21 protein-coding genes and 1 tRNA gene are annotated in these 26,539 nt (G+C 54.0%); 1 reads left to right on the top strand and 21 read right to left on the bottom strand.

The annotated features are described in order from the left end of the window. Positions 1-91: 91 nt before the first annotated feature. The 18 genes from R50912_RS10910 to R50912_RS10825 form a co-directional block, all read right to left on the bottom strand. Positions 92-1,162, bottom strand: coding sequence for a dihydrodipicolinate synthase family protein (locus tag R50912_RS10910; RefSeq protein WP_042234760.1), 1,071 nt, complete (start codon positions 1,160-1,162; stop codon positions 92-94). Next, complete coding sequence (locus R50912_RS10905) at positions 1,162-2,178, bottom strand: NAD-dependent epimerase/dehydratase family protein (RefSeq protein WP_042242100.1); 1,017 nt, start codon at positions 2,176-2,178, stop codon at positions 1,162-1,164. Before R50912_RS10905 ends, R50912_RS10910 begins: the two co-directional genes overlap by 1 nt. Before the next feature lie 57 nt (positions 2,179-2,235). Further along, positions 2,236-4,098, bottom strand: coding sequence for an IlvD/Edd family dehydratase (locus R50912_RS10900; protein ID WP_231637819.1), 1,863 nt, complete (start codon positions 4,096-4,098; stop codon positions 2,236-2,238). Next, the gene (locus R50912_RS10895) at positions 4,049-4,888 is read right to left on the bottom strand and encodes an amidohydrolase family protein (protein ID WP_052416209.1); all 840 of its coding nucleotides are present in this window, start codon (positions 4,886-4,888) and stop codon (positions 4,049-4,051) included. Before R50912_RS10895 ends, R50912_RS10900 begins: the two co-directional genes overlap by 50 nt. A gap of 18 nt (positions 4,889-4,906) precedes the next feature. Then, positions 4,907-5,668, bottom strand: coding sequence for an SDR family NAD(P)-dependent oxidoreductase (locus R50912_RS10890; RefSeq protein WP_042234758.1), 762 nt, complete (start codon positions 5,666-5,668; stop codon positions 4,907-4,909). A gap of 25 nt (positions 5,669-5,693) precedes the next feature. Then, positions 5,694-6,350 (bottom strand): RraA family protein, encoded by a 657-nt coding sequence (locus tag R50912_RS10885; RefSeq protein ID WP_042234756.1) that lies wholly within the window; start codon positions 6,348-6,350, stop codon positions 5,694-5,696. Between the two features lie 48 nt (positions 6,351-6,398). After that, entirely contained in the window at positions 6,399-7,403 is a 1,005-nt protein-coding gene (locus tag R50912_RS10880; RefSeq protein WP_042234752.1) for a Gfo/Idh/MocA family protein, read from the bottom strand. Further along, positions 7,400-8,401: a Gfo/Idh/MocA family protein gene (locus R50912_RS10875; RefSeq protein WP_042234750.1), complete on the bottom strand. Its 1,002-nt coding sequence runs from the start codon at positions 8,399-8,401 to the stop codon at positions 7,400-7,402. The genes R50912_RS10880 and R50912_RS10875 overlap by 4 nt, the downstream gene beginning before the upstream one ends. A 79-nt stretch (positions 8,402-8,480) precedes the next feature. Then, on the bottom strand, positions 8,481-9,386 hold the full coding sequence (locus tag R50912_RS10870; protein ID WP_042234749.1) for a Gfo/Idh/MocA family protein: 906 nt from the start codon (positions 9,384-9,386) through the stop codon (positions 8,481-8,483). A gap of 354 nt (positions 9,387-9,740) precedes the next feature. After that, entirely contained in the window at positions 9,741-10,805 is a 1,065-nt protein-coding gene (locus R50912_RS10865; protein WP_042234747.1) for a glycosyltransferase family 4 protein, read from the bottom strand. Next, positions 10,802-12,694, bottom strand: coding sequence for a ligand-binding sensor domain-containing protein (locus R50912_RS10860; protein WP_042234745.1), 1,893 nt, complete (start codon positions 12,692-12,694; stop codon positions 10,802-10,804). The genes R50912_RS10865 and R50912_RS10860 overlap by 4 nt, the downstream gene beginning before the upstream one ends. Before the next feature lie 2 nt (positions 12,695-12,696). Then, positions 12,697-13,752, bottom strand: a complete 1,056-nt coding sequence (locus R50912_RS10855) for a zinc-dependent alcohol dehydrogenase (RefSeq protein WP_042234744.1) — start codon at positions 13,750-13,752, stop codon at positions 12,697-12,699. 89 nt (positions 13,753-13,841) lie between these two features. After that, positions 13,842-14,720, bottom strand: a complete 879-nt coding sequence (locus R50912_RS10850; RefSeq protein ID WP_042234742.1) for a carbohydrate ABC transporter permease — start codon at positions 14,718-14,720, stop codon at positions 13,842-13,844. Positions 14,721-14,803: 83 nt separating this feature from the next. Next, on the bottom strand, positions 14,804-15,769 hold the full coding sequence (locus tag R50912_RS10845; protein ID WP_442950508.1) for an ABC transporter permease: 966 nt from the start codon (positions 15,767-15,769) through the stop codon (positions 14,804-14,806). Between the two features lie 107 nt (positions 15,770-15,876). Continuing rightward, positions 15,877-17,541, bottom strand: a complete 1,665-nt coding sequence (locus R50912_RS10840; RefSeq protein WP_042234740.1) for an extracellular solute-binding protein — start codon at positions 17,539-17,541, stop codon at positions 15,877-15,879. A 531-nt stretch (positions 17,542-18,072) separates the two neighbouring features. Beyond that, positions 18,073-19,500, bottom strand: a complete 1,428-nt coding sequence (locus R50912_RS10835) for an extracellular solute-binding protein (protein ID WP_042234738.1) — start codon at positions 19,498-19,500, stop codon at positions 18,073-18,075. Positions 19,501-19,597: 97 nt separating this feature from the next. Then, positions 19,598-19,963 (bottom strand): DUF4180 domain-containing protein, encoded by a 366-nt coding sequence (locus R50912_RS10830; protein WP_042234736.1) that lies wholly within the window; start codon positions 19,961-19,963, stop codon positions 19,598-19,600. An 85-nt stretch (positions 19,964-20,048) separates the two neighbouring features. Then, entirely contained in the window at positions 20,049-21,602 is a 1,554-nt protein-coding gene (locus R50912_RS10825) for a S41 family peptidase (protein ID WP_042234734.1), read from the bottom strand. Between the two features lie 137 nt (positions 21,603-21,739). Here R50912_RS10825 and R50912_RS10820 point away from each other — a divergent pair, with 137 nt between their 5' ends. Further along, positions 21,740-22,105, top strand: coding sequence for a VOC family protein (locus tag R50912_RS10820; RefSeq protein WP_052416208.1), 366 nt, complete (start codon positions 21,740-21,742; stop codon positions 22,103-22,105). Positions 22,106-22,560: 455 nt separating this feature from the next. Here R50912_RS10820 and R50912_RS10815 read toward each other — a convergent pair. The 3 genes from R50912_RS10815 to R50912_RS10805 form a co-directional block, all read right to left on the bottom strand. Beyond that, positions 22,561-22,633, bottom strand: a tRNA-Lys gene (locus R50912_RS10815). A gap of 224 nt (positions 22,634-22,857) precedes the next feature. Beyond that, a complete protein-coding gene (locus R50912_RS10810; protein ID WP_197073067.1) occupies positions 22,858-24,177 on the bottom strand; it encodes an APC family permease in 1,320 nt (439 codons plus the stop codon). A 274-nt stretch (positions 24,178-24,451) separates the two neighbouring features. Next, a complete protein-coding gene (locus tag R50912_RS10805) occupies positions 24,452-26,428 on the bottom strand; it encodes a serine hydrolase domain-containing protein (RefSeq protein ID WP_156123067.1) in 1,977 nt (658 codons plus the stop codon). Between the last annotated feature and the right edge of the window lie 111 nt (positions 26,429-26,539).

Here is a 26,539-nt window from a genome sequence, read left to right as displayed (position 1 = left end):
ATTTCCCTCCTTGGTTCAGGACTGGCCTGATGCCATGAGCTTATCATATCCGGGCTTTCGGGTTCCACTGGGGAATGTGCGGACGCCTCTTTTACCGGAGCCATTCCTCCAAATGCGCTGCCACGAATTCATCATCCGTGAGATGGGGATAATCCCTCGTGACTCTGCTGATCTCCTCCAGCTGCCCGGGTGAGAGCTGCTCCTCCGGATTCAGGCACCATAAGCCTTCAAGCAGCCCCTGGCGGCGCAGCGCCTCATGAATGCCCGGAATACAGCCGTGAAATTGATGGGCCGGATCAAACAAAGCCGCGTTGCTGTCGGTCACCTCAATGCCAAGGGTCAGCCAGCTGGATGACAGGGCAGCATCATTGCGGACTTTTCGTATCGTATCCAGAAGCTGAACCGCTTTGCTTGTCCAGACCGCCCAGTGGCCGAGAAGCCCGCCGACAATTTTCTTCTCCATGGGCTCCCCGTTAACCATGAAGCGGTAAGTGGTGAGCAGATCCGTGACGATATTATCGTCATTGCCGGTATAGAGAGCGATTTCGCTGCTGCGGCTGGACTCCATCACCGCCCGGACCACATCGAGGCTCTGATAACGGTTGAACGGTGCCATTTTGATCGCGATAACGCCTTCAATCTCTGCAAAGCTCCGCCAAAAGTTAACGCTTAAGATCCGGCCGCCTACAGAAGGCTGCAGATAGAAGCCGAAGACAGGAATCACATCCGCCACTCTCCTTGTGCGTTCCAGCAGCTGCGCCTCGCTCCAGTCCTGCAGTCCGCCCATGCTGAGAAGTCCCGCCTCATAGCCCAGACCTGCCGCGAGCTGCGCTTCCCGGACAGCCTGCTCCGTGTCTCCGCATATGCCTGCCACCTTCAGGAAAGGACGGGTAAGGCCGGCACGCTCCACTTCTTCCGCAGCCAGCCTAAGCACCGGCTCCAGCAGCCCGATCCCGGGGTCCCTGATTTCGAACTGCGTGGAATGCACGGCCACAGCAACTCCGCCTGCCCCGGAGGCGATATAATAACGGGTCAATGCCCGCTGGCGGCGCTCATCCAGCTTGCGTTCTGCCGTAAGGGCCAGAGGATGCGCCGGAATCGCCAGACCTTCATGCAGCGCTTCATAGAGCTCCGGAGTTAACGGTTGTCTGCTCGCTCCCATTAATAGTTGCCCTCCCGTTCCTGAAAATGTGTCGGCTTGTTCCAGGTCTCGCTGCCCGCAGCCACCCAGTCCGCGACCCAATCGATCATCTGTGCCAGCGATACCCGGGGATATCCGAAGGAAGCCGCTGCCTTCGCAGCATTGCTCAGCAGGGCTTCCGGGGCTTCTGCACCCGTGAAGACAGGCTCAGTCCCCAGCCTGCGGCCGATTTCCGCGGCCGCCCAGCGTAGCGACACCGTCTCCGGTCCGGTGATGTTCATGACATTCGGCGGCGAGCTGCAGCGGAGCAAGGCGCGCAGGGCAAGCTCATTGGCATCTCCCTGCCAGATGACATTGGCGTGCCCCATCGTCAGATCGATGGGCCGCTGCTCCTTGACGGATCGGGCAAGCTCCAGCAGAACGCCATAGCGCAAGTCTATGGCATAATTGAGCCGGTAGATGAACATCGGCGTATTGTTCTTATGCGAGAAATGCTCGAAGATCCGCTCTCGCCCCAGACAGGACTGTCCATACTCGCCGTTCGCATTCGGTGAGGTGCGTTCCGTTGCTCCGCCTTGGCCCACCGGCGTGAACGGGTAGACATTGCCTGTCGAGAAGACGACAATCCGCGAATCGCGGAAGCGCTCCGCCACACGCCCAGGCAGATAAGCGTTCATCATCCAGGTGAAATGCTCATTGCCTGTTGTGCCGAATTTATTGCCGGCCATGTACAGGATATTCTTCGTGTCAGGCAGTGCCCGCAGCGCGCTGTCGTCAGACAAATCCGCCGCGATCACCTCCACTCCGGCTTCAATTAATTCTTGCTTCAATGCCTCATTCGAGAAGCGGGAGACGCCAATTACCTTCTTGTCCAGCCCGGCCTCCCGGATGGCATTCACGGCCAGCCTGGCCAGGCTCGGGCCCATTTTTCCGCCTACTCCGAGCAGCATGATATCCCCGTCGAGCCGGGCGAGCTCCTCCAGCAGTGCGGCAGACGGACGGGCCAGCTGGTCTTCCAGCTCCTGAACAGACCGGATCACAGCTTGCGTTGGCATTTGCATAAGAATTCTCCTTTAGGTGGATAAAATTTATGGTTAGTCCTGCTTGGCTCCGTCCAGCAGCTCCCGGCGAAGCTCTGCCGGCAGCAGGAAATCGAAATCACAGCCCAGATTCGCCTGCAGCACGCGCTCATGGAACAGCAGGCCGTAGCCTCTGTCATAATGGGGCTCCGGCGCCTTCCAGGCAGCCCGCCGCCGGACCAGCTCCTCATCCGGCACCTTCAGGACCAGCCTTCTCGCGGCAATATCCAGCTCGATTTCATCGCCGTCCTGTACCAGCGCCAGCGTTCCTCCTACAGCCGCTTCCGGCGCCGCATGCACGATCAGGGCGCCGTAGGAGGTGCCGCTGATCCGTGCATCAGAGATGCGGACCATGTCTCTTATGCCGCGCACCAGCAGCTTCTGCGGGATCGGGATCTGCCCGATCTCCGGCATCGCGGGCGCACCTTTGGGGCCGGCGTTCTTGAGCACCAGTACACTGTGCTCATCTACCGCAAGCTCCGGGTCGTCGATCCGCAGCTGGAGATCCGCCGGGCTCTCGAACACCACGGCGCGCCCGGTGTGCCGCTTCAGATGCGCTGATACCGCCGTCTGCTTAATCAGCGCGCCATCCGGGGCCAGATTGCCGCGCAGCACGGCAATTCCGCCCTCTCTGTCCAGCGGCTCCGCCACGCTGCGGATCACCTCCCGGTCCAGCGTGACCGCCTGGACCAGATTCTCCGTAACCGTCCGGCCGGTTACGGTCAGGCAGCCGCCATGCAGCAGCGGCTCCAGCTCCTTCATCAGCGCAGGCACGCCGCCTGCTTCGAAATACTCCTCCATCTGATATTTGCCCGAAGGCCGCAGATTCAGAATGAACGGCGTCCGGCGGCTGATGTCATCGAATGTATCCAGCGGCAGCTTCCGGCCCAGCCGCTGGGAAATCGCCACCAGATGGATGATGGCATTCGTGGAGCCGCCGCTGGCCATCGTGACCGTGATGGCATTCTCCATTGCCTCTGCCGTCATGATGTCGCGCGGGCGGATATCCCGCCGCACCAGCTCTACAATCTGCTTGCCGGTCCGCTCAGAGAGATGCCTGCGGCGGCTGTCCGGCGCGGGGATGGCCGCGCACCCCGGCAGCGCCATGCCAATGGCTTCGGCAATCGAGGCCATGGTGCTGGCTGTGCCCATCACCATGCAGTGCCCGTCGCTGCGGCAGATGGCGTCCTCCGCCACCGCCAGCTCCGCATCGGTGAGATTTCCCGCTTTATGCTCCAGCGTGAAGCCGTAGCAGTCGGTGCAGGCGCCCAGGCTCCGTCCGCCCAGGCGGCCGTTCAGCATCGGCCCGCCCGTGAGCACAATGGCCGGAATGTTCACACTTGCCGCTGCCATCAGCTGGGCAGGCACTGTTTTGTCACAGCCGCCGAGCAGCACCACCCCGTCTATGGGGTGGCCCTTCATCATTTCCTCCGTGTCCATCGCCATCAGGTTGCGCAGCAGCATCGTCGTCGGCTTGACATAAGGCTCGCCGATCGATATCGTCGGGAATTCCATCGGCACCCCGCCAGCCTGCCAGACCCCGCGCTTCACATAATCCACCAGCTCATTAAAGTGCGAATGGCACTTGTTCAGCTCACTGAAGGTATTGCAGATGCCGATGACCGGCTTGCGCAGATCCTCTTCTGTATATCCCATCGACTTTGTAAACGAACGGTGTATGAAGCCCCACAGATCTTTTTCCTGGAAATAGGCTTCACTCTTCAGTCTGCGTCCGGCGGCACCGCTCCCGTCACTGTCCGCCCGGCTGGTTTCCGTATGCTCCTCCATGCTCCATCTCCCTTTGGCTTCCAGCCTGCTGTTGTACCACTTAGACCAGCCCGAGGATTTCCGGTGTCGGCCGGTGAATAATGTCTTCAATGAAATCCTCCGCTACACGCGGCAGCTTCGTTCCCTCCACCAGATCATTGATCCGGTACAAGGCATCCAGCATCTGCTGCGTCCCGAAGAACGGATAGTCCGAGCCGAACAGCAGCTTGTCCTGCACCCCGTATTCCGCAGCGGAGACCAGTGCATTATAGAATTGCCACGGCCGGCTGCCGAGTGCAGACACGTCCATGTACAGGTTAGGATGCTTGCGCACCAGCGAGATGCATTCATCCACCCAGGGGTGGCCCATATGGGCTACGATCATTTTCAGCTTCGGAAAAGCCCTGGCAATTGGATCAAGCATCGCCGGGCGGGAAGCATCCAGGTACCCCTCTGGGACAAAGGATGTTCCCTGATGCCATAGAACCGGAACGTTCAGTTGCTCCGCCTTAGCATAGAGCGACATATGCTTCGGATCCTCCGGATAAAAGTTCTGATAGATCGGGGCCAGCTTCAGTCCCTTCAGCCCCAGCTCGCGGACAGCCGTTTCGAACTTGCCTACACAGTCCAGATCATTCGGATCTACGCTGGCAAAACCAAACAGCCTTCCCGGGTCCGTCCGGCAGTATTCCGCCACATATTCATTCGGCACCACCAGCCCGGTCGCAGACGCCGCCATCGCCAGTACTATGGCTCCCGAGAATCCTTCCAGGTTGCCCCGGTGCTGCTCCGGTGTAGCCTCAATATTCATATCCGGGCCCCAGGCACGCTTGATCGCGGCATCCGTAGGTCCGGCCACCATTCCCGGTCCAAACAAATGAGTGTGTGAATCAAAAATCATCTCTGCACCTCCTTCAAGCTACAATTCACTTCCGTTAGCCAGATGTCCGCCATCTACACGGACCGTTTCCCCCGTCACATACGCTGCTTCGTCTGAGGCCAGGAAGAGAAACACATTCGCAACCTCCTCTGGAGCCGCTGCCCGTTTCATCGGGGTATGCTCCGAATGGGACGGCAGTCCGCCTTCCTCACGCAGTCTGCGGTCCAGCGGGGTATCCACGAAGCCCGGTGCCACTGCATTGACCCGGATACCATACGGAGCCAGCTCTACCGCCATAGACTCTGTGAGCAGGATAACGGCAGCCTTGGAAGCATTGTAATGCGCAAGCTCCGCGCTGGCCGATATTCCGTTTTTGGAGCTCATATTGATAATTGCACCGCCCCCGCCCTGGCCAATCATCTGCCTGGCGGCCAGCTGTCCAAGCAAGTAGACCGCACGGACATTGATCTCGAAGACTGCGTTCCAGTGCTCCAAGGAAATATCGAGAAAGGATTCCCTATAAGCAATTCCTGCATTATTCACAATGATGTCAACTCCGCCAAAGTGCGCGAAGGCCCTAGCGGCAGACGCCTCAAGCTGTGCCGGGTCGCGCAGATCGCAGACCTCCGTGGTCCAGCTTCCGCTGTAGTCTGCCAGTTCATCAGCGGCAGTAAGCAGCTCTGCTTCGCTGCGGTCCAGCAGGACCACGCGGGCCCCCTCCTCCAGGAAACGGCGGGCAATCGCCAGCCCGATGCCCCGCCCGGCGCCGGTTACCAGCACTCTTTTTCCAGCCAGCCTCATGATGTAGACACCCCGCCTTCATGGTTTAGAGTACTCCGTATTTATCGTAGACCTGCCGCAGTGTGGAGCCCGCCAGCAGCTCATCGCGTGTATGATTCTCGCGTGTCGCCTTATCCGTCGCCAGTGCGAACACTTCATCAATGATGGCGCCCGGTATCACCACGACACCGTCACGATCGCCGAAGATAATGTCGCCGGGATTCACCAGCACACCTCCGCACAGCACCGGAATATCGTAGTCGATAACGATCCCGCGTCCCTGCGAATCTACCGGCTTGGTGCCGGTGGCGAAGACGGGAAAGCCCAGCTCCAGAATTTTGGCCGTATCCCGGATTAAGCCGTCCACAATGGCACCCCGCCCGCCGCGCATCTTGGAGGCCGTTGACAGTAGCTCCCCCCACAGGCCATTCTGCCTGGATTCATTCGTGCAGCCGATCACAATCTCTCCCGGCTTGACGCTGTCTACCGCTTCTATCTCCTTGGCGTAAGGGTCTTCCGGCAGATGATGAATATCCACGGACAGAACGGTTTTGGCACGTCCAGCCACCACCCAGGAGGGATCGACCGGATTGATATTCTCGCGCATCACCTGATTGCGGTAGCCGAGCTGATCCAGCGTATCGGAGATAACTGCCGAATAGAGCGTTTCACACATCGTATCGAATAGCTTCTGATCGTCCATTGTTCATCCCGCCTCTTTAATGTGGTTACATACCTTCAAATCCTGGCGTTACCTGTGCAGCTTAACCGGTTGTCCTTCCTGTACGGAACGATAGGCATTCAATGCGACCTCTGCCGATCTGAGACCATCCAGTCCGGTCACCGGTACCGGCGAGCCTTCCAGCAGCGCCTGCACGAATGCCTGCAGCATTAGTCCGTTCATATCGTCTCCCCAGAAGGACCAGCTGCCTTTGCCGGATGCTCTGCCATACACATTGTTCTTCTGATTGAAGGCATCGATGGAGATGACTCCCTCTGTCCCGATGATCTGAAGGGTCACATCCCCCCAGGTGGGAAATCCGGGATTACGCGACCAGCTAGGGTCCAGAACGCCGAACACGCCATTTGCAAAAGTGACATGCACCATGCCGGAATCATCAATTGTCCGCTTGTGCTCAGGATCGAATAAGGTTCCCGCATAGGCATAGACCTGCTCGACCGTAGAGCCGGTGAACCAGTTCATCAGATCCATCACATGAACTGTATGATCCAGCACAGCGCCACCGCCCGAAAGCGAGGGCTCGGCGAACCACGCCGGACCCGGGAATGAACCTCTGTTGGTTCCTTTAAAAGCTATAATCTCTCCGATCTCCCCCCTGTCAAATGCCTCCTTGGCCCGGACCACCGGGGTTAGAAAGCGGCAGGGAAAAGCGGTCATCAGCTGGACCCCCTTGGCTTCACAGTCTGCAATCATCCGCTCCATCTCCCCGGCAGAGAGGCCAAGCGGCTTCTCGCAGAGAACATGCTTGCCTGCTTCAGCAGCGGCAAGGGTATGCTCCGCATGATGAACATTCTCTGAGCATATGATCACCGCATCTATCGACGCATCGGCCAGCAGTTCGCGGTAATCGCTGTAGTAAGGGATGGCATGGCGCCTGGTCAATTCCTCTGTCCGCTCCGGCACGGGATCAGCGATTCCGCCTACGGTCACCACCGGCATCTGCTGAAGACAGGCCAGATAATCATAGGCATGGGCATGGGCGAAGCTGATCATTCCCACATTGAGACGTCTCATAGAATCCCTCCTTTGGCATCGAGCTTAACGGGAAGTCCGGTTGCCCCTGAGCTCACGGCAGCTTCCGCCCAGCGTACAGCCTGAACGGCATCTTCTGCCGTCACCTTAGGCTCCGCACCGCTGGCAATGCACCGCAGGAAATGCTCCAGCTCTTCATAATAGGGATCTTTCAGCAGCACACTTGCCGGGGTCTCCACGAACCCCGGAGCAGACCCAGAGGCAGCTGCCCGCCGGACATGCACGCTCTCCCCGTCCGGTGTTCCGCCCGAGATAATGACTTCCGCACCGGCATATTCGAACGCTGTATGAAACGCGCCCGGATACCCCCAGAAAGCCTCCAGCTGAGCAAGGGTTCCGTTCCCGAAGCGGAAGGTCGCGGAAGCATAATTCATCGACTCCGTCCGATGCTCGAAGGCATACACCTCCTCCGCTTCGCCAAAGGTCCCGCGGATATAATCGATATCGTGAATCATCAGATCCACAATCACGCCTCCGCTCAGCGCCGGGTCGCGGAACCATTCCTGAACCTGGCCGGGATGCGAGCCTGCTCTCTTGGCATGATAGATCCCGCCCCCTCCCCCGCCATGCTGCCTGATCCCTTCCGCAAGCTGGCTGTAGGCGGGGAAGAAGCGGACCACATGTCCGACAAATAACCGGACACCTTTACTGCTGCAGTAACGGACCGCCTCCTCCGCTTCCCTGGAAGTCAGCGCCAGCGGCTTCTCGCAGATCACATGTGCACCGTAGTCCGCTGCCAGCCGTACCATCGACACATGCAGATAGGTAGGTACAGCTATACTGACCACCTCCGGTTTCTCCCGTTCGAGCATTTCCTGTGCCGTCAGGTAATACTTCACACCTGCCTGCAATCCAAGCCTCTCGGCTGCTTCCCCGTTGATATCGCATACCGCGATAAGCTGAGCCTCAGGCATGGACATATATCTGTCCGCATGAATGTTTCCCATCCCGCCGCAGCCGATCACTGCTGTCTTGAGCATTCCGTTTCTCCCCTTTCCGAATGTAACTCTTTATTACAAAAGAACGGCCTGTCCGTATCTTCGGGTACGATTAAGCTCCTTACAGAAGCACGGTCTGTCCGGTCTCCCTGCTCTCATTAGCCGCTTCAATAAAACGGATCAGCTCCAGGGTCACCGCCGGGCTTACGGGCGGAGGCGCTCCACCCGCCATCAACAGAAACTGCCTCATCAGATTCTGATGGCCTGCCTCATAGTGCCCGCCCAGCGCATTCACTGCGGTGCTGCCCCGTTCCCTGTGCAGCACCGCAGTGAAATCGGAGCCGCCGGTCACGTTGCCGCGCAGGGTTCCGATCCGGCCGTCACTCCACTGCCCGACAGCCCATTCCTGGACTTCATTACTCTGGGCTCTCACCGAAATGCAACCTCCGCCAAGTGCCGCGTACAGCATCTCTGCGGTATGAATGCCGTACCAGAAGAATCCCGGCTGGGTCGGCTGCAGCTCGAACGGACCGCAGCAGTCCGCTCCTACAATGGAGCCTGCATTCTCATCCTTCAGCGCCGCATTCAGCGGGCCGCCGAACCGGACCATCGAGCTGGAGAAAACGGGTGTCCCATAGCTTGCTGCAAGCTCCATGATGGCCCGGGCATCCGCGCTGGTGACCGCAAGCGGCTTGTCGATGAACACCGGCTTGCCGTAGGGTGCGAGCACCGCGAACTGTTCACGGTGTACTCTTCCGTCTACAGAAGTCAGCAGGACCGCATCTGCTCTCTCGGCTACTTCAGCAATGGAAGACACCAGCTCGACACCGTAGCGCTCCTGCAGCTCCCTGCTGATCGCTTCCACCCGTGAGGCGCTTAACGGGAAATCCGCTGAGCCTCCGGCATACCCGCAAGTCAGCCTCCCGCCGGGTACATGCAGCGGATGGGACGCATGGTTCAGCAGCGAAGCATAGATTCTGCTGTGTGAGGTATCCATGCCCACCATACCAATGTTCAGCTCTTTCATCTCTGCACCTCCGCCCGCGTAGACTGGGGTTAACTAGTACTTGCAGCAACTAATGTATTCCGTTCCAAATGGATATTCAGGGATAGTTATATATAGTTGTATAATGTACAATCAAAAAAGCTCAAAAGGGAGGCTTGCATCATATAACTGCAGTCTGTACAACTAAATTTGCCCGAATGGGCCAGAACCAAGGTAGCGAGGCAGATTAGTTGTACCAAATACAACTAAACGGATCATGGGGTAAAAATCAGACGATTTAGTAGTACAAACTCCCATGACGCCTCTCCGTATATTTTTAAGTTCAATCTATATAGCAGTTAATGAACGCCCCCTTGTGCCTGCGGACAATGTAGATTAACTGTGGTATGCACGTTCCCTTACGCAACGTTCCAGCAGCGCCATGTATGCTTTTCCAACCTCTTCAATGCTATACACCGTTCTTGCCTTCTGCTCGCCCAAGGTCACCAAGCGTTCCCGCAGGGCGTTCTGTTCGAGCAGCAGGGCCACACGCCGGACACATTCCTCTTCATTTCCGGAAGCATACAGCGATACACTCAGCTCATCGTCCAGCAGCTCAGGCAACGCTCCGACCTCCGGCACGACAACCGGACACCGGCAGGCCATCGCCTCAAGCACAGTCATCCCGAAGGATTCATTGCTGGTAGTACTGACATACACCCCGCCACTCCCGGCAACCGCAGAATAATAATGGTGCATCTCTTCATAATCCACTTTGGGCAGCCACTCAAAATGCCGGATTCCCAGCTCCTGCACTCTCGCCCGGAGTTTGCCGGTAATTTCTTCGGGAGCGGTGTAACCGCCGACAAGCAGGAACTGCAGGTCCGGGAATTGCGTATTCAGCCTGCCTGCTATGTTCATGAAGGACTCCCAGTTTTTATGCCGGTCCAGCTTGCCTACCCACAATAGCGTAGGCGGACGCTTGCCGGAGAGAGGCTCATATCTGAATAGACCGGTATCCAGGCAGTTGTTAATATGAAAAGCATCTGTAATCCCGATTCCCTCCAGCATTTCCTTCATATAGGTAGAGGGTGTGATGACATAGTGAAAGGGCAGACTGTCCCTGGATTCAGCCAGCATCCGCAAGGGCTCTTCATAGGTGGTGTGCACCTCGTGAATGATCAGCTTCCGTTCTTCCGCCGGTCCCAGCGCTTCATACAGCTCATAGGTATCAATGGTGATGATTACGTCAAAGTCATGCACCTTAATGTAGCTCCTGATTTCATCAGTTGTTCCGAGGATACGGACATGCGCATAGCCTTCAAAAGCGCCGGCCCCGCCGTAGTCCTCAAGAAAAGCAAAATGCACCTCCGCACGGCCGCGCAGAAACTTAAGCCTGTTCGCCAGCTGCGTGGTGACTCCGCCCAGCAGGCAAAATTTGTAGAAATATAGGATTTTCATGATTCCTCCTGACTTGCCGTCAAGGCCTGCATCCGGTACAGCGCGGTTGACCTGGCAAAAAACAGTTCCCCTTCGCCGTCCACCGCAAGCAGCCGGGCATCGTCGTCCAGCAGCTCAAGCCTGTCCTGGCGCACATCATATTGGAACAGGGTTTTCATTGCGGTCCCATACAATATGCCTTCCCTGTACAGCAGCTCGTTGCCTCCCCGCCAGAAGTGGGTCATTCCTTCCCAATCCGCCGGGCATACCCGAATCGTCCTTTCAGTCTCCAGCGTGAACGGATTAAACAGGAAGAGCAGCCCTGCAGTGAGTCCCCATACCTTGCCTTCATCATCCAGCGCCAGCGCCGGGATGGCCTTTTCTCCCGGTACCGGAACGCCCTCCCACACCTTGCGGCGGGTGTACACATCCCAGATCATCAGGGACGCTTCCGTCCGCTCCGGCGCTATGCCGAGCCCTCCCCAGACAGAGCCTCCGGCGAACAACAGGTCTTTTCCAGCGGCCAATGACACGATGCTCTGCTGCGGCAGCAGCCCTCTGAACACTTCACGCGCCCCGGTTCCGGGATGCAGCAGGGTTAATGCACCTCCATGCCGGCCGTAGGATGGTACGGTTCCGATAGCCAGTTCTTCTCCCGCCCGGGTCCAGGCAAAAGCACGGTCCTGTTCTTCGCCTTGCAGGGAGAAAGCCAGCCTGGGATTAAGGCCGGGATTCCATGCCCGTGACGGGTCATAGGCGAAAATATTCGCTTTGGGGTACACTCCCAGATACATAATGCCACCGGCTTCCATCATGCCCTCAATCTGCCCGATCCCCCGGCGGGAAATGATTTCCGAGGTGGCCCGATCGTAACTGGCCAGTCCGCCGGCGAAATAACCGCCGGTATACAATTTCCCTTCCGGCCCCCAGGCCAGGGACTGCAGGTGAACCGGCTGCCCCTGCAGCATGAAATCCATGACCGTGTGCCGGTCATGCTCCGGATCATAGATCCAGCAGGTCCCGTCCCTGTGCATACCTGCCAGGCAGCTTCCCTGCGGATTCAGCGGATGGCCCTCCAGCCAGCCGTAGTCTCCTGCCGGTTCCGGCATGGCAAATGAAGTAGGGGTAAGAACGCCCGTTGCCAATGCATAACGCTGCAGAACATCATCCTTGATGAAATAGATGTTCCCGTGACGGTCAGGCGGTGACACACTGAGTCCACTTACATGATCGATAGAATTCTCCCACCGGCGCAGCTTCAGATCATAGATATATAATCTCGAACTCGGTGTTATCCGAATTATCAGCTTACTGTGTACAATATTCAGATCATACACCAGCTGCTCTGTGCGGCTCTCTTCCGGCAGGCTGATCTCAATCCGTCCACCTGTCTCTGTGTCCAGTTCCACAATATGCGGACACCGGGTTCCGGCCCCCACGTACAGCTTGCCCTCCAAGGCTTGCATGCACCGGGCATATTGCTCTCCGTCCACCATGGCGCCGTAATCTCTGAACTGTCCCGTGGACGGGTTATATTGAAAGACTTTGCCGCCCGGATAGCAGCCTCCATAGATGTTGCCTGCGTTGTCGGCGGCAAGCCGCCAGGTGTAGAACTCGCCTGGAATCATCTCCCCCAGGTTCTCGATGCCCTGTTCATGCGTAAATCTGTATAGAATCCCGCTGCCGCCGATGTAGATTCCGCTGGCCGCCGCAACCACTCCCCAGCAATGATCCGAGCCTTCCAGCGCGAATTGCTGCACCGGCTGGGTACCAGTAGGATCAAGTACAAACAGCATGCAGGGACTGCCGGAGGATACGGCATAGATCCGGTCCTGCCCCTGCCGCTTGCCATAGGCCGATGCCCATACCGCAAGCCCGTTCAGCGGCTCGCCGATCCGCAGCGCCTCCATTATTATTGCCCCTCCCGGGCTTGGGCTGCAGCGGGCTCCGCCTCCTGAACACCGGTTACAGGATAAGCAAGCACCGCCCCCAGCAGCTCTGCCGGAGATTGAGCATACTGTAAGAACGCATCGGCTGAACGCTCCAGGGGGAACACCTTGCTGATCAGCGGTCCAACCTGAATATCGCCTTCAGCGATCAGCCGGATGTATTCCGCCATGTTGCGTCCTTCGGTCCAGCGGACGTAGCCATAAGGATAATCAATCCCTTGCTTTTCATAGACAGGATCGTAACGGCCCGGACCGCCTGCTCTGGAGATCAGTACCTGCGCTTCCTTCCCGAACATCAGCTCCCGCGAGAAGTCCGCCCTCACATCTCCGACCAGCAGCACCTTCCCCTGGTTCCTCACCCATTCCAGCGCCTGATCGACAAGCCCGCCGGACTTGCCCCCGGCACAGATCATTACGGCATCCGCTCCCATTCCCGCCGTCAAATGTTCCAGATGCGAGCTGACCTGCTCCGGACTCACTGCAATGTGGCGGATGCCCAGGCTCTCAGCGATGCTGCAGCGCGCTTCAAGCAGATCATAGACGATGACCCGGCAGCCGGCAGCCCTGGCAATTTGCGCAATCAGCTGGCCGAGAATCCCTGCTCCAATCAGCACCAGCGTCTCGCCGAACTGCAGGTCAGCCTGCCTTACAGCATGCACTGCGATGGCTCCAAGACCCACCGTTGACGCTTCCACCGGACTGACATGCTCCGGAACCGGCACCATTAGATGCTGTGGCATCAGCAGCCATTCCGCGTGTTTCGCATAAGGCCCCCCATAACAGGCCACCCGCTGTCCAACTGGCCAATGCTCCATTCCCCGTCCCCGGGACCGGATGATCCCTACTGCACTATATCCGAGAACTATGGGTTTCGGGCGGTGAGCACCATTCATCATCATTTCTGTTCCGGGACTGATGGCCGAATATTCAGTCTCAACGAGCACGAATCCGTCCTCCAGCACCGGAGCGGGAATATCAGCCACGTTAATTTCACCATTCTGGGATAGTACCGCCTTCATATAGCCTCTCTCCTCCCGACTGCTTCGCGCAGATTACGGTGCGAATGTTGTTTTCTCTATTTATGCTCTGTTTCTGCTCCCTTACCCGTTTACTCTTTCAGTGCCCCGATCATGACGCCTTTGACGAAATACTTCTGCAAAAACGGATAGATCATCAGAATAGGCACCGTTGCGATAATAATCGTCGCGAACTTGATAGATTCACTGATGCGGAACACCTCATCCTGTGTAACACCGGCCAGCATATTCTGCGCGGAGGACTGAATCAGAATTTCCCGCAAAATCAGCTGCAGCGGAAACAGATCACGGTCCTGCAAATAAATCATCGCCGAGAACCAGCTGTTCCAGTGTCCCACCGCATAGAACAGTGTCATTACCGCCAGTACAGGCATTGATAACGGCAGTACAATCCGCAGCAGAATGCGGAAGTCATGGGCACCGTCGATTTTGGCCGATTCCACCAGACTCTCCGGTATGGACTGGAAGAAGGTCCGCATCACGATCAGGTTAAAGGCACTGACCGCACCCGGCAGCAGCAGCGCCCATCTTGTATCGTACATTCCGAGCTCACGCACATTCAGATAGGCAGGAATCAGCCCCCCGCTGAAGAACATCGTAAATACGATGAACGCCATAATCAGGCTGCGCCCCTCCAGATTCCTTCTGGACAGCGGATAAGCTCCAAGTGTAGTTAGAACCAAATTGATAAAAGTGCCCGCGATAACATAAATGAACGTATTCCCGTAAGCAGTCCAGATCCGCTGGTCCTCAAAAACCAGCTTATAAGCATCCACATTGAAGCCCTTCGGCCAGAAGCTGATCTCGCCGGCGGCGATGGCATGCGCATCACTGAATGAGGATACCAGTACATACCACATGGGATACAGGAACAGGAAGGAACAGAAGATTAGGAACAGAACATTGCAGCTGTCAAATATCAGTTCCGGAATGCTGCGTTTGATGACCACTGTCTTCCCTCCTAAGAGTTTAATGGAGCTATATTTCCTGTGTGAACAGCGCAATTAAACTTGCTTCGGAAGCATAGCTCCCCTCACCATAAGCTGCTCTCGGTGGTCTTCCGGCTGATCCGGTTCGCCAGCACCAGCAGCGTAAAGTTGATCACGGAGTTGAACAGTCCCACCGCCGCCGAGAAGCTGTAATCGGCTTCCATGACACCGCGTCTGTAGACAAAGGTGGAGATGACGTCTGCCGTGACGTAGGTTCCCGGATTATACAGCAATATAATTTTGTCCCAGCCCACATTCAGCAGGGTCCCGACATTCAGAATCAACAGGATCAGCACTGTGGGCAGAATTCCCGGCAGTGTAATGTGGGTAAGCTGCTTCCAGCGCCCGGCCCCGTCCACAACTGCAGCCTCATAGAGGCTTGGGTTAATGCCGGACAAGGCTGCAAGATAGATGATAGAGTTCCAGCCCAGGCTCTGCCACATGCCTGAACCGACATAAATGGTGCGGAACCACTCCGGCAGGATCAGAAACTGAATCGGCTCAGAGATGATTCCCATGCCGAGCAGCAGGCTGTTGATAATGCCTCCGGGCTTCGTGAAGTCAATTATCATACCGCAGATGACAATTAGTGAAATGAAATGCGGCAGATATGACACCGTCTGCAGGAAGGACTTCAGCTTTTTGATCCGCAGCTCATTAAGCAAAAGCGCAAAGACCAGCGAAGCCGGAAAAATGAACAACAGCGAATAAAAGCTCATTAGGAAGGTGTTCTTCAGCAAACGGAAGAAATAATAGCTCTCAAAAAACTTCTCGAAATTTTTGAAGCCCACCCAGGGGCTGCCGGCCACACCTGCGAAAGGATTGAAATCTTTGAAGGCGATTATCGCCCCGTACATCGGTTTGTATTCAAAGATGAGGAAATACAGCACAGTGGGCAGCAGCATGAGATAGAGATAACGGTTAGCCATCATACGCTTCAGCGAAAGGGAACTCCGTTTCGTCTGCTGTTTCCTGCCTTTGGCCTTGATTGCATTTACGGGTACTGCCATAGGGGGCTCCTTTCCCGGACAGAGGCGAGGGTACCGGTTATCTTAGTGCCAGGAGGCTGCCGGAATTTCCGCAGCCCGCCCGGCTAAGACAGACAGCCCTGCTCCGCTTATTTTCCTTTAAAACGCTCATATGCAGCTTGGTACTGCTTCAGCACCTCACCAATCCCCATTTGTTCCAGCTGCTTCATGACTTTGTCATAATCATCGAAGCTCTGGCGTCCCATAATCTGAGCATTGATCGTTTCAGCCACATAAGTCTGAATGTCAGCCATAAGCGGAACCACAATTTCATTTTCTTCAGCCGTGAATTGTACGGGCGGCAGCTTCGCGTCAAAGTCAATATAATCCTTGTAAATCTCCAGCGGATTCTCCGTTTGTCCGTTCGCTTCACGGATCTGTTCGGCATAACGGGTATCAGCCACTGTAGCCCAGCTTCCGCCGCCGATGGTATGGTTCAGCAGCTCCTGCGTATTGGTCAACCCGTTGGTAGGATGAGTAACCTCTTCCTTATATACCGGCTCGCCGTTCACCAGATCATAAGACTTGCCTTCCACCCCGAAATTGTTCAGCAGAATGCCTTCTTCAGAATACTGGTAGTCCAGCCACTTCATCACTTCTTGGGGATGTGCAGTCTTCGAAGATACAGCAAGTCCATGGGCCGCAGCCTGCCAGCGGAAGGAGACATGGCGCTGATCACCGCCCGGCCCCTTTGGAGGAATGGCTGCTGCAATTTTGAAGGTGTCATGCTTGCCTTCCATCAGCGTTGTGAAGTTCCCCATGTAGGACCCCGACCAGCCGAACCAGGCACCGGCCACATCCGTAGTCACCTTCTCGGTCAGCGTCTGGAACGTTGTGTCCACCAGATAGTTCGGGTCCAGAAGCTGTTCTTCATATAGACGGTTCAGATAGGCAACCACATCCTTGAACCGCGGATCATTAGGCCCGAATTTCACTTCACCGTTATCCACGAAGAACCCGTATTCAACACCAAAAGCCGGTGCGAACAGCATCATAATGTTCTCCAGATTGACGGTGACGAGCGGAATTTCATCTTTTTTGCCATTACCATTGGGATCCTGCTCCCTAAAGGCTTTAAGCATGTTATACCAGTCTTCTGTAGTTTGCGGCATCTGGAGTCCCAGCTTCTCCACCCAGTCACTGCGGACCTGAGGGAACATTTGGGTCAAATCCTGGGAATCGAGTACGAGGTTCGGCAGATAATAGATATGCCCTTCAGGCGAAGTGATTTGTCCCCGGATATCCGGGTGGTCATCAAGGAGCTTTTTGAAGTTTGGTGCGTATTGCTCAATCAGATCTTCCAGTGGAAGGAGCGCTCCCTGAGCGCCGTATTTGCCGGAGTCCGTCCCCCACAGATCGTTATAGATAATATCCGGAAGCTTGCCGGAGGACATCAGCAGACTGAATGCTTCTGCGCTGGCTTCTGTACTGTGCTGAAAGTTGATATGAATGTTGGTGTTCTCTTCCATTTGCTGAAAGGAGTACTTCTCATTAAAATCGGTTCCCCGGAAATTCCCCCCGCTTGGGGACCAAAGGGACAGCTCCAGCTTGTCCGCCACAATCGGCACCTGGAGGCCGCCAACGGACCGGCTTCCTTCTACAGGAGCAGCCGTCTCACTCTGAGCACCCGAAGAGGCCGATGGTTCAGCGGCGTTGCCTCCATTATTGTTTGACCCTCCACAGGCGGACACCAGTGTAACGAGCAGTGTCAGGACCGGCAACAGCAGAGCTAGCTTCCTTTTAGCAACATTCATAATTCAGCCCCCTATTAATAAGTAAAAGTAAGATAATTCCTATGAGATATTTACTAACACACGATAAGGGAATCAACAGTACATCAACATTTCGTTTTTACAGAATAGCTATCAGCGCCTTTCCTCTTGATTTTCTCCTTCAGCCTGTCCGTTTTTTAATAATTGTGACGTTTTCCTCATTCCTGACTTCTTTTTGATTCATATCTAAGCTGTTCAGATCTATACTTTTGCATTACTGATATACATCTGATGTATTTATTATATTTTCACCTTTCGTTGAAGTCAATTAAATTTTGAATATTTATCAGCGTTTATGTAATTATACATCACATTAATATTTCATCAATCGAATTCATCCTCTTGATATTGTGAAAAATCTAACATGATTTGATATGAAATGACTCATGGTTTTCATTTCACGTTTTCTTTTTAAACCTTTTCTAGTAGTAAACACAGCAAAAAAAGCGTGATAATAGCAGAATCCTGCTATCACCACGCTTAATCTCCGATCCAGAACTGCTACAGCCGCACTCAGGCGGGCGTGTCCGTTGCCTTATCCGCCTTCGCCCTGTTTTCTTCTGCAATCAGCCGGCCCATTTCCTCATACATAGAGGTCTCATCAATCATTCTGGACCAATACGCATTCAAAAGCTTGCGGAAGCTTTGCAGTACAGCAATAGGAAGCCCCAGATCTCTGAGGTATGAAAATGTAGGGAATAGCTCTCTGTACATCAGATATCTCGAAGGACGGTTCAGATGATCATCTACGGCCATTTCAGCAATCCGTTTGCGTGCCGGAATACTGACCGAACGTTCACGGATCATCCGCTGCGCCTCGGCCGAGGCCAGAAAGCTGACGAATTGCCGCGCAGCCTCTTTCTGCCGGGAATTCCCCACTACCGCCGCACCAATGGTGACGAGCAGTGTTTTTTGCGGGTCCCTGGCTTTGAGTGTAGGCAGCGGGGCCAAGTCATAGTCCAGGGATAGGTCCTTGAATTCGTTCAGATTGTAGTAGGTCGCCAGGATCATCGATACCTGCTCCTGGACAAACAGCGATATCGTTTCATCCTCATGATTGCCGGCCAGGTATTTGGGGAAGATCTGATGATTGTTCACCAGCCTGCTGTATATATCCAGACTATTGGCGGTCTCGGGACTCAATGTGGGATGGTGTCCTCCGTCCTCCGTGATCCGGATTCCACTCTGCAGCAGAAACACTGAATAGCGGTTCTCGGAGGCGGGTACAAAATACACGGCATGGCGCCCCCGTTTCTCCGACAGCTGCCGGGCCGACTCCATCAGATCATCCCAGGTCCAGTAACTGTCCGGTTCAGGCAGGTCAGCCTCACGGAAATGGGCTTTGTTATAGCAGAGCACCACCGGCGAGAAGGAAATCGGGTAAGCAAAGAGCTGTCCCTCATGCAAAAAAGCTTCGCTGGTAATCGGATACAGCCCCGGATCAGGCTCCAGCGCCTCAAGCAGCTCGGCGGACCCGTTCTCGGCCATCTCCTGAAACTGGGTGCTGTTGAGGGACAACACATCCAGCATTCCGTTATTCATCAGCTCCAAGGCAGAATTCACATGATCGAAGTCATTCAAGGCGAGCGGCAGAACATGAATCCCGGGATGCAGCCGGTGGAATTCTGCTATGAGATCGTCCAGCTTGAAGTCCTTGGTCAAGGAAGAGCTACAGCCGAAATGGATGCGGATCCGCTCCCTGACCGACTCCATTACCACGCTGCCTACACGGTCAATCTTCAGAATCAGACCTTCTTGTACAAGGACATCCAGTCCTCTGCGGACGGATTTGTTACTGAGCTCAAACTGTTTGGCCAGCAGGCTCTCGGCAGGAAGATACACTCCCGGCTGAAGAATACCGCTAAGAATATCTGTGCGGAGCTTGCTTACCATATAATCCAGTCTTTCCCGGAAGGACTGTCGTCCTGATTTATTATTCATGTATTATTCTCCCTGCACCACTTAAATTTACATCATCACCTTTTTATTGTGCTTCAACATTGAAGGGTTGTCAAACGCAAATCGGGCTGCTCTGATCCTACACCTTACTTAACTGCTCAACCGCCTGCTGCTCATCCGCCAGGAAAAAAATATCTTTCCCGTTATTGCATTCATAGATGAAATCGCGCAGACTCCGGCTGGTATAGCCGCTGAAATCTCCTACCACTGCTGCCTTTACATGATAATTAATAAACTTCTGCAGAATCTCGCCGGCCAGCCGGGTCTTCAAATCAAAAAAGCTTTCGCTGAGCAGAGCTTTATGAAGGACAATCCGGTCACAATCCACTTCATACCGTACCGTTGCCATTAGATCCAGCGCATCCTGGACATCACTGACTAAGGTCTCGCTGCCGCTCACTACGGCTATCGTTTTTCCGCCATGAATTACTTTTGCTATATTCATAATCAAATCCTCCTAATATATACCTTAGAAACTCATACTTCATCCTAACTTATTCAACTCCCTTTTTTCAATGATGAGCCCTCCATTATAGACCCAGCATAACCTTGCGGATCCACTCCTCATTCTTCAAAACCTCAGGTTCATAACTCTCCGGATAGGCCGTTGGATAGCGGGATTCGTCCATCAGCACATCCGGCGCAGTCCCGTAGATTTCATTAATCCGGCCTTCAGCGTTACTGTTCAGGTCGGTTTCGAGTTTAAATATAATCCCGCTGTTCGGCAGAGCGTACCTGTAAGGCTCCATATAGACACAGGCTCCACCCGCCGTATTCGTTCCGGCCACCGTTCCCAGGCCCAGCTTGCGGACAGCGGCCGTGAAGTTGTCTGCTGCCGAGAAGCTGTCACCGTCTGCAAGCACATATACCTTTCCGTCAAAGAGAAAAGAATCTTCCGGCTGCCAGTACTTGGTCACCGTATAAGTGTCCCAGTCCGCAGAGTCTACTCCCGGGAGTTGCTCTTTCTTAACCTCTGTTACGTCATATCTGTCCTTATTGGTCAGAGTAGAGCTGACGAATTGTTTGTACAGGCGAAACCGCAGCCCGAAACGTTCACCGAATGATTTCTTCACGCTTGCGGATTGCTCGTAATCCACGGGCGCTTTTAACAAAGGCTTCAGCAGATTATCCGCCCAATAATCATCATCACCGCCGCCGTTCCTCCTTAGATCAATAATCAGCTTACTGTATTTCCCTCCCGACTTCTTCATGAAATCCTGAATAACCAGTCGGTCCTGCTCCTTATACATATCTGCAAAGCTAAAAATCCTTATATATCCGGTCTGGTCATCCAGCTCAACGGGGATAACATTGCTGTCAGGCTGTTCATTCCGGTATGGCGCCGCATATCCCTTGTACACCAAGAAATCCCCCTTGGCCATCATGCCATCCGGGCGGACCGCTTCAATCATCCAAGCACCGTTCCCCGGATCAGCACTAAGTAGCGTCTGCAGGTATACCCGATGAAGCGCAGCATCCCAAACTAGATGAAGCCGTGTCTGCAAAGACTTAACATAATCCTCAACATCCAGACCGTTAATTCGCTCAATTATTGAACCTTGCGGAAAAAGAGTCTCTCTCGCCTGATAATCCTGCGCCAGCACATATTTACCCTGCTCATAGTGGATGTCTGCTTTGCTGTGCACATACATCTCCACACCGGCCGCCATGTTAAGCCAGTAGTCTCTGGAGCGGTAGGCTTGTTTATCAATGTTATAGAAGAAAGCAAGCATAGGATTGTACGGCTCATCAAAGACCACCTGTGCATGGCCGGCTTGCCCCAAGAATGTCATGTATTCATAGAACAGCCGGAGAAATTCAGCATTATCGGCAGATTCCCCGGCCCGGGTTATGAATGCCTGACCGATTACGTCCATATTCTCAAGATCTTTATCCTGCTCAAGCGCCTTATCCAGCGGATAAACCTCCTTCACGAGCTTGGCCAGATATTCAAAATCCTCCCGCTTCCGGGCCGCTGTTAATTCAGGCACCTCTTGTTGCGGACCCTCGCGCCATATCGTTCCTATGAAGGCCAGCAGTCCCATAAGTACTAGAAATATCAATAGCAGCACATACTTCCTCATCTTCCGGCCTCCGGCAATATAACAGAATCATTCCAGATAGATTATAACGTTACCCGGCAGACTGTGTATGTTAAAAAAGCCGTACACATAGCGTATAATAGACACTACCAAAATTCACAGCAAAGGATATGAGAAACATGAACTTGAGTATGAACTGGATTACGCTCAGAGTGCGCGATCTGGAGGCTTCCCTTGATTTCTATCACAGGATTCTGGGCCTTCCCATTGAGCGCAGATTTGAGAGCAGAGGCAGGCAAATTGTCATGCTGGGTGCAGAAGGACAACCGAAGATCGAGCTTATTCAGGGAAGTGATCCGGCGCTAATGCCGGAGTGCGGTATTTCAGTAGGTTTCGAGGCAGGTTCACTGGACGAGGCTATGAAGGAGCTTAGTAACGAGGGAATTCCGGTAGCACGCGGACCCGTCTCGCCGAATCCGCATCTGCGGTTCTTTTACATTCTAGACCCGGACGGCTTCGAAGTACAGATTGCGGAGCATTGCTAGCTCCTGTTCTGACAAGCATGATCAAGTTTAATTTCAAGCGAATCAGCAAACTACGGTAATTGAGTATAGGCTAATGCTAATTAATGAGTCGTGCTTAGAGATCGCCGCCGTAGTTTACCCAGTACATAGAGTATTAAATGGAAAAACGTATCTTAATTTCGCTCTTTTGACTAATTTCAGGATTTTAGTTGGAGAAACGTCACTTAATTTCTCACATTCACTCTACTTTATGGCCTTTACCGCAAATTAAGTGCTGTTTATCCAACTGTTGTCCGGCGAGGGCTTCTCTATTCATCAGCAAGTGGAGAAAATCATAACTATTTCCGGCGCTGATTCAGCCCAACCCTCGCCAACGCTGCTCCCGGATGCCTTAGCCGCCTCTTCAGCGATATTCCAACTTTATTATTCACGCCTTAAACGATAAAAAAACGGCATCTCTGCCGTTTCTTGTGTGATGGACTCTCAGGGGCTCGAACCCTGGACAAATAGATTAAGAGTCTACTGCTCTACCAACTGAGCTAAGAGTCCGTATGTGTCTATGTATTCTGATCTACAAGACGATAATCTCTAAGCTGTGAACGCCCGCTCAAAAGATACTTTCATAGTATACTTAATATAACTCCCCTTGTCAACAAATAATTATATTTCCTCTTGCTCAGCCGTTAACTGCTGCAGTACAAAGCCCTGAAGCACCTTGCACTGCGCAGTTTATTTCATATTCAGCTTACCCTCGGACAATCTGTGGACTTACTCTACACACGGTTCTTCCGGATCATCACATAATAGACCGGGAGTCCGGCCAGCGTAATGCCGATCCCCACCAGCGAACGCAGCGGATCACTGATGATCGTGCTGGCCAAGATATAGATTCCGCCTGCCACGCCAAGTATCGGTGTGAACGGATAGAGCGGCACGCGGTAGCGGCCTTGTTCATGCGGCACTTTCTTGCGCAGGATGAACACGCCGAACACACCCATTGTAAAGAAAATCCACAATACAAATACCAGCAGATCGGTCAGCGTATTGAAAGTTCCCGAGAAGATGTAGATCACCGCCAGCACACTTTGAAAAATAAGCGCATTCGCCGGGGTCTGGAACTTCGGATGAATACTGCTGAGCACCCGGGAAAATGGAATCTGCCGCTTCTCCCCCATTGCCTGCGGCACCCGCGCAGCGGTCATCAGATACCCATTCAGTGCACCTAATACGGAGACAATGATTCCTGCTGTAATAAAAGCTCCCCCGCCGCTGCCGAACAGCGCTTCTGCCGCATCTGCACCCGGAGTCTGGGAGGAAATAATCTGATCATAGGGCAGCGCTTTGAACACTGCAATGTTGAACAGTACATATACGGCAATTACAAAAATAACGCCGATGGAAATGACCCTTGGCAGCGTTTTGGCCGGATTGTTGATTTCACCCGCCATATTGGTCACGCTGATCCAGCCGTCATACGCCCAGAGCGTGCCCAGAACCGCCGCCCCGAAGCCCGCGCCTGCGGCTGATGCGCCGATTCCTCCAAAGCCGGGAGCCAGATCCGAGAACAAACCTACGCCCACGATCCCCGCTACCGGAATCAGCTTCCCCACTGTTGCCACAGTCTGGATGATTCCGCCGAACCTTGTGGCGATGACGTTCATCAGCAGAATGAAAGCCAGAATGCCCACGGCCAGCAGCTTCTGCTGCCAGTGATTCAGCGGCAGGAAGTAGCCGGAGTATGTGGCAAAAGCAATCGCCAGCGCGGCAACAGAAGCCGGATAGGATATCACCGCCTGCACCCAGCCGAGCAGGTAGCCGAATACCCCGCCATACAATTCATTTAAATATGTATACAAACCTCCTGACTTCGGAATTGCGGCAGCAATTTCTGCAACGCTCAGCGCCGAAGCCAGTGTAATAATCCCCCCGACACCCCAGGCCAGGATACTCATCCATGGAGTTCCCGCATTATTCAGCACAATCCCGGGCTTCAGAAAGATCCCCGATCCGATAATCATCCCGACCACAAGGGCCAGGGCTTGCATGAAAGTGATACTTTTGGTTAACGGCTTCGAATTCATAATGTGATTCATTGTCCTTTCATTCTCAGGTTTTTATTTATCAAACGTCCTCCAGGCTAAGTTCAACTCTGCACACCTCTATTCTCCAGAACAAATTTCTGATGAGGGTAATTGAATTCTTCCACCAGCTCCGCTTCGGTAAACCCGATTTTTCTAAAATAATAGCCAGAATGGCATTGTCGCATGGAATAATAAGAAATACCATTACAAAGTTAACAGGCCATGTGAAAATTGTCTGCAGCACAAAAAAAGGAGCGAATGAATCGCCCCTTCTCCCTGTATGTTCTTATTGCGGAAGCAGCATGCGGAACAGCAGAGCCGCCATCTCCTGTTTGCTCAGCGCACGTTGTGAACCGTAGTCGGACATGCCGTAAGGCTCCGTAACCTCCGGTCCGTACAGCTTCCAGCTAACGATTGAACGAACAGCATCAGCAGCCCACTTCGAGGTACCCGGTGCAAGCACGGCTGTAGAACCCGGTGCCCTTATCCCTGTTGCTGTAAGCAGGCGATAGACGATTGCCGCCGCTTCTTCGCGCAGAATCGGACGGTCCGGCTCGAACACCCCGTTGCCGGGTCCATTCAGCATGCCAGCCTCGACAGCAGCTTGAATATCCTGCCCGTACAGTGAATTACCGGTGTCCTTGAATAAGGACGGATTCGATGACTCCGGGATGCTCCATATCGTATTAAACGTATGGATGAACGCTCCGCGGGTAACTTTTTGCTCAGGCTCAAACGGCTCCGAAAGCTCCTCTGTCAAGAAGCCCAGTGACCGCAGGCTCAGAATATAGCCGGCATACGGATGATTGGCCGGCACATCCGGAAATCCGGCTGGATTCTCCGGGAGTTTGGACGCATAGCTATATAGATTGGAGTATTTCATATAGAGGATATGACCCTCATTATCCGCTTTGAAGGCCAGCGGATTCCCCTCCTCATCCACGAACAGCAGCTCGCCAATCTGCTTCAACTGATGACGGCTGAGCACATCACTCACCGTTAGGGTGCCGTCTGCGTTTGCTTGAACTTTCGTCAGCAGCTTAATTCTTAGATCGGAGTACAAGCCCTCGAACCTGGCCAGTTCCTCCGCAGCCTGCACTTGATACCCCTTCGGTTCATACGGCGATTGTCCCCCTGCATAATAGTGATTCATAAATGCGGTGAACAGATCATTACGCAAATCCTGATTGGTATTGTATGAAACGAAGACTCCAGTACGCCGGTCAGGCAGAATCCACAGCAGAGAGCTATAACCTAGAATGTCTCCGCCTTTGGAGATCACCTTCTCCCCTTTCGTCTGGGCCGGGATTACAGGCGATTCAAAGCCATAGGTCGTATCCGGCAAATCGGGATGAATAACCATCCGGTAGGAAGACATCGCCTTAACCGATTCCCCGGACAGGATTACCGTACCGTCAGCAGCCTTGCCGCCATTCAGAAAAGCTTCCATGAATAGCGCCATATCAGATGCGGTTGATAACATGCTGCCTTCAGGCCACTCCGCTGGAGAGAAGCCGTATAGCGGTATAGCGCTACCCTCCCCGTCATAGGAAGGCACGAGCCGGTCTGCCAATTCAGGAGTTACACTGAAGCTGCTTGAATTCATGCCAAGCGGCTTAAATAGATGGTTCTCCACATAGCTCCCGAAGGATTCTCCGCTTACCTGCTGCACGATATATCCCTGTAGTCTGGAAGCGAAATTATCGTACATGTAAGAGGCTCCCGGCTCGCGGACCACAGGAGGAAAGACATCATAGATGCTTTCCTTTAAAGAAACCGGCTTACGGGAAGTGTCATACAGATAGCTGGCGTCGGAAGGTTCACGTACTTCAAAACCTGTCGTATGCGTCAACAGATGTTCTACCGTTACCGGAGTATCATAAGGATTCGTTAGCGTGTAGCCGTCCAGGTATTTTTCAATATTGTCCTGAAGTGAGATCTTCCCTTCATCGACCAGCTGCATAATGGCAGCTGCAGTGAATACCTTGGACACGGAGCCGATCCGGAACGTATCCCTGCTTGCATCTACCCCTGACTTCGCTGATTTGCCGGTTACCCCATACCCCTTAGAGATGAGGGTCTCCCCGTCCTGCACGACTGAGACCGCAGCAGCTCCGGCTTTCGCCTTAACATCCGCTCTGGCAAAAAAACCATCCAGAAACGCCTCGACTTCCTTCGCATCATGAGGGCCATTCTGTACATCTGCATCTGCAGCGGCAGCGCTGCTGAGTTCAGCATGCAGTTTGATGGAGGCTGGACTCACTGAAGATTCCTGCTGCTGAGCATAGGCACTTCCTGCATTAACACAACCCAGTATAAGCAGAGCGCTTAGAATGCCGGACTTGATACGGGTGTTATTCCTTTTGTTATTCCT

The sequence above is a fragment of the Paenibacillus sp. FSL R5-0912 genome, assembly GCF_000758605.1.
In the GTDB taxonomy this organism is placed as follows: Bacteria; Bacillota; Bacilli; order Paenibacillales; family Paenibacillaceae; genus Paenibacillus_AQ.
Note: the sequence above shows the minus strand (reverse complement) of the source record. Positions and strands in the feature narration are given on the sequence as shown.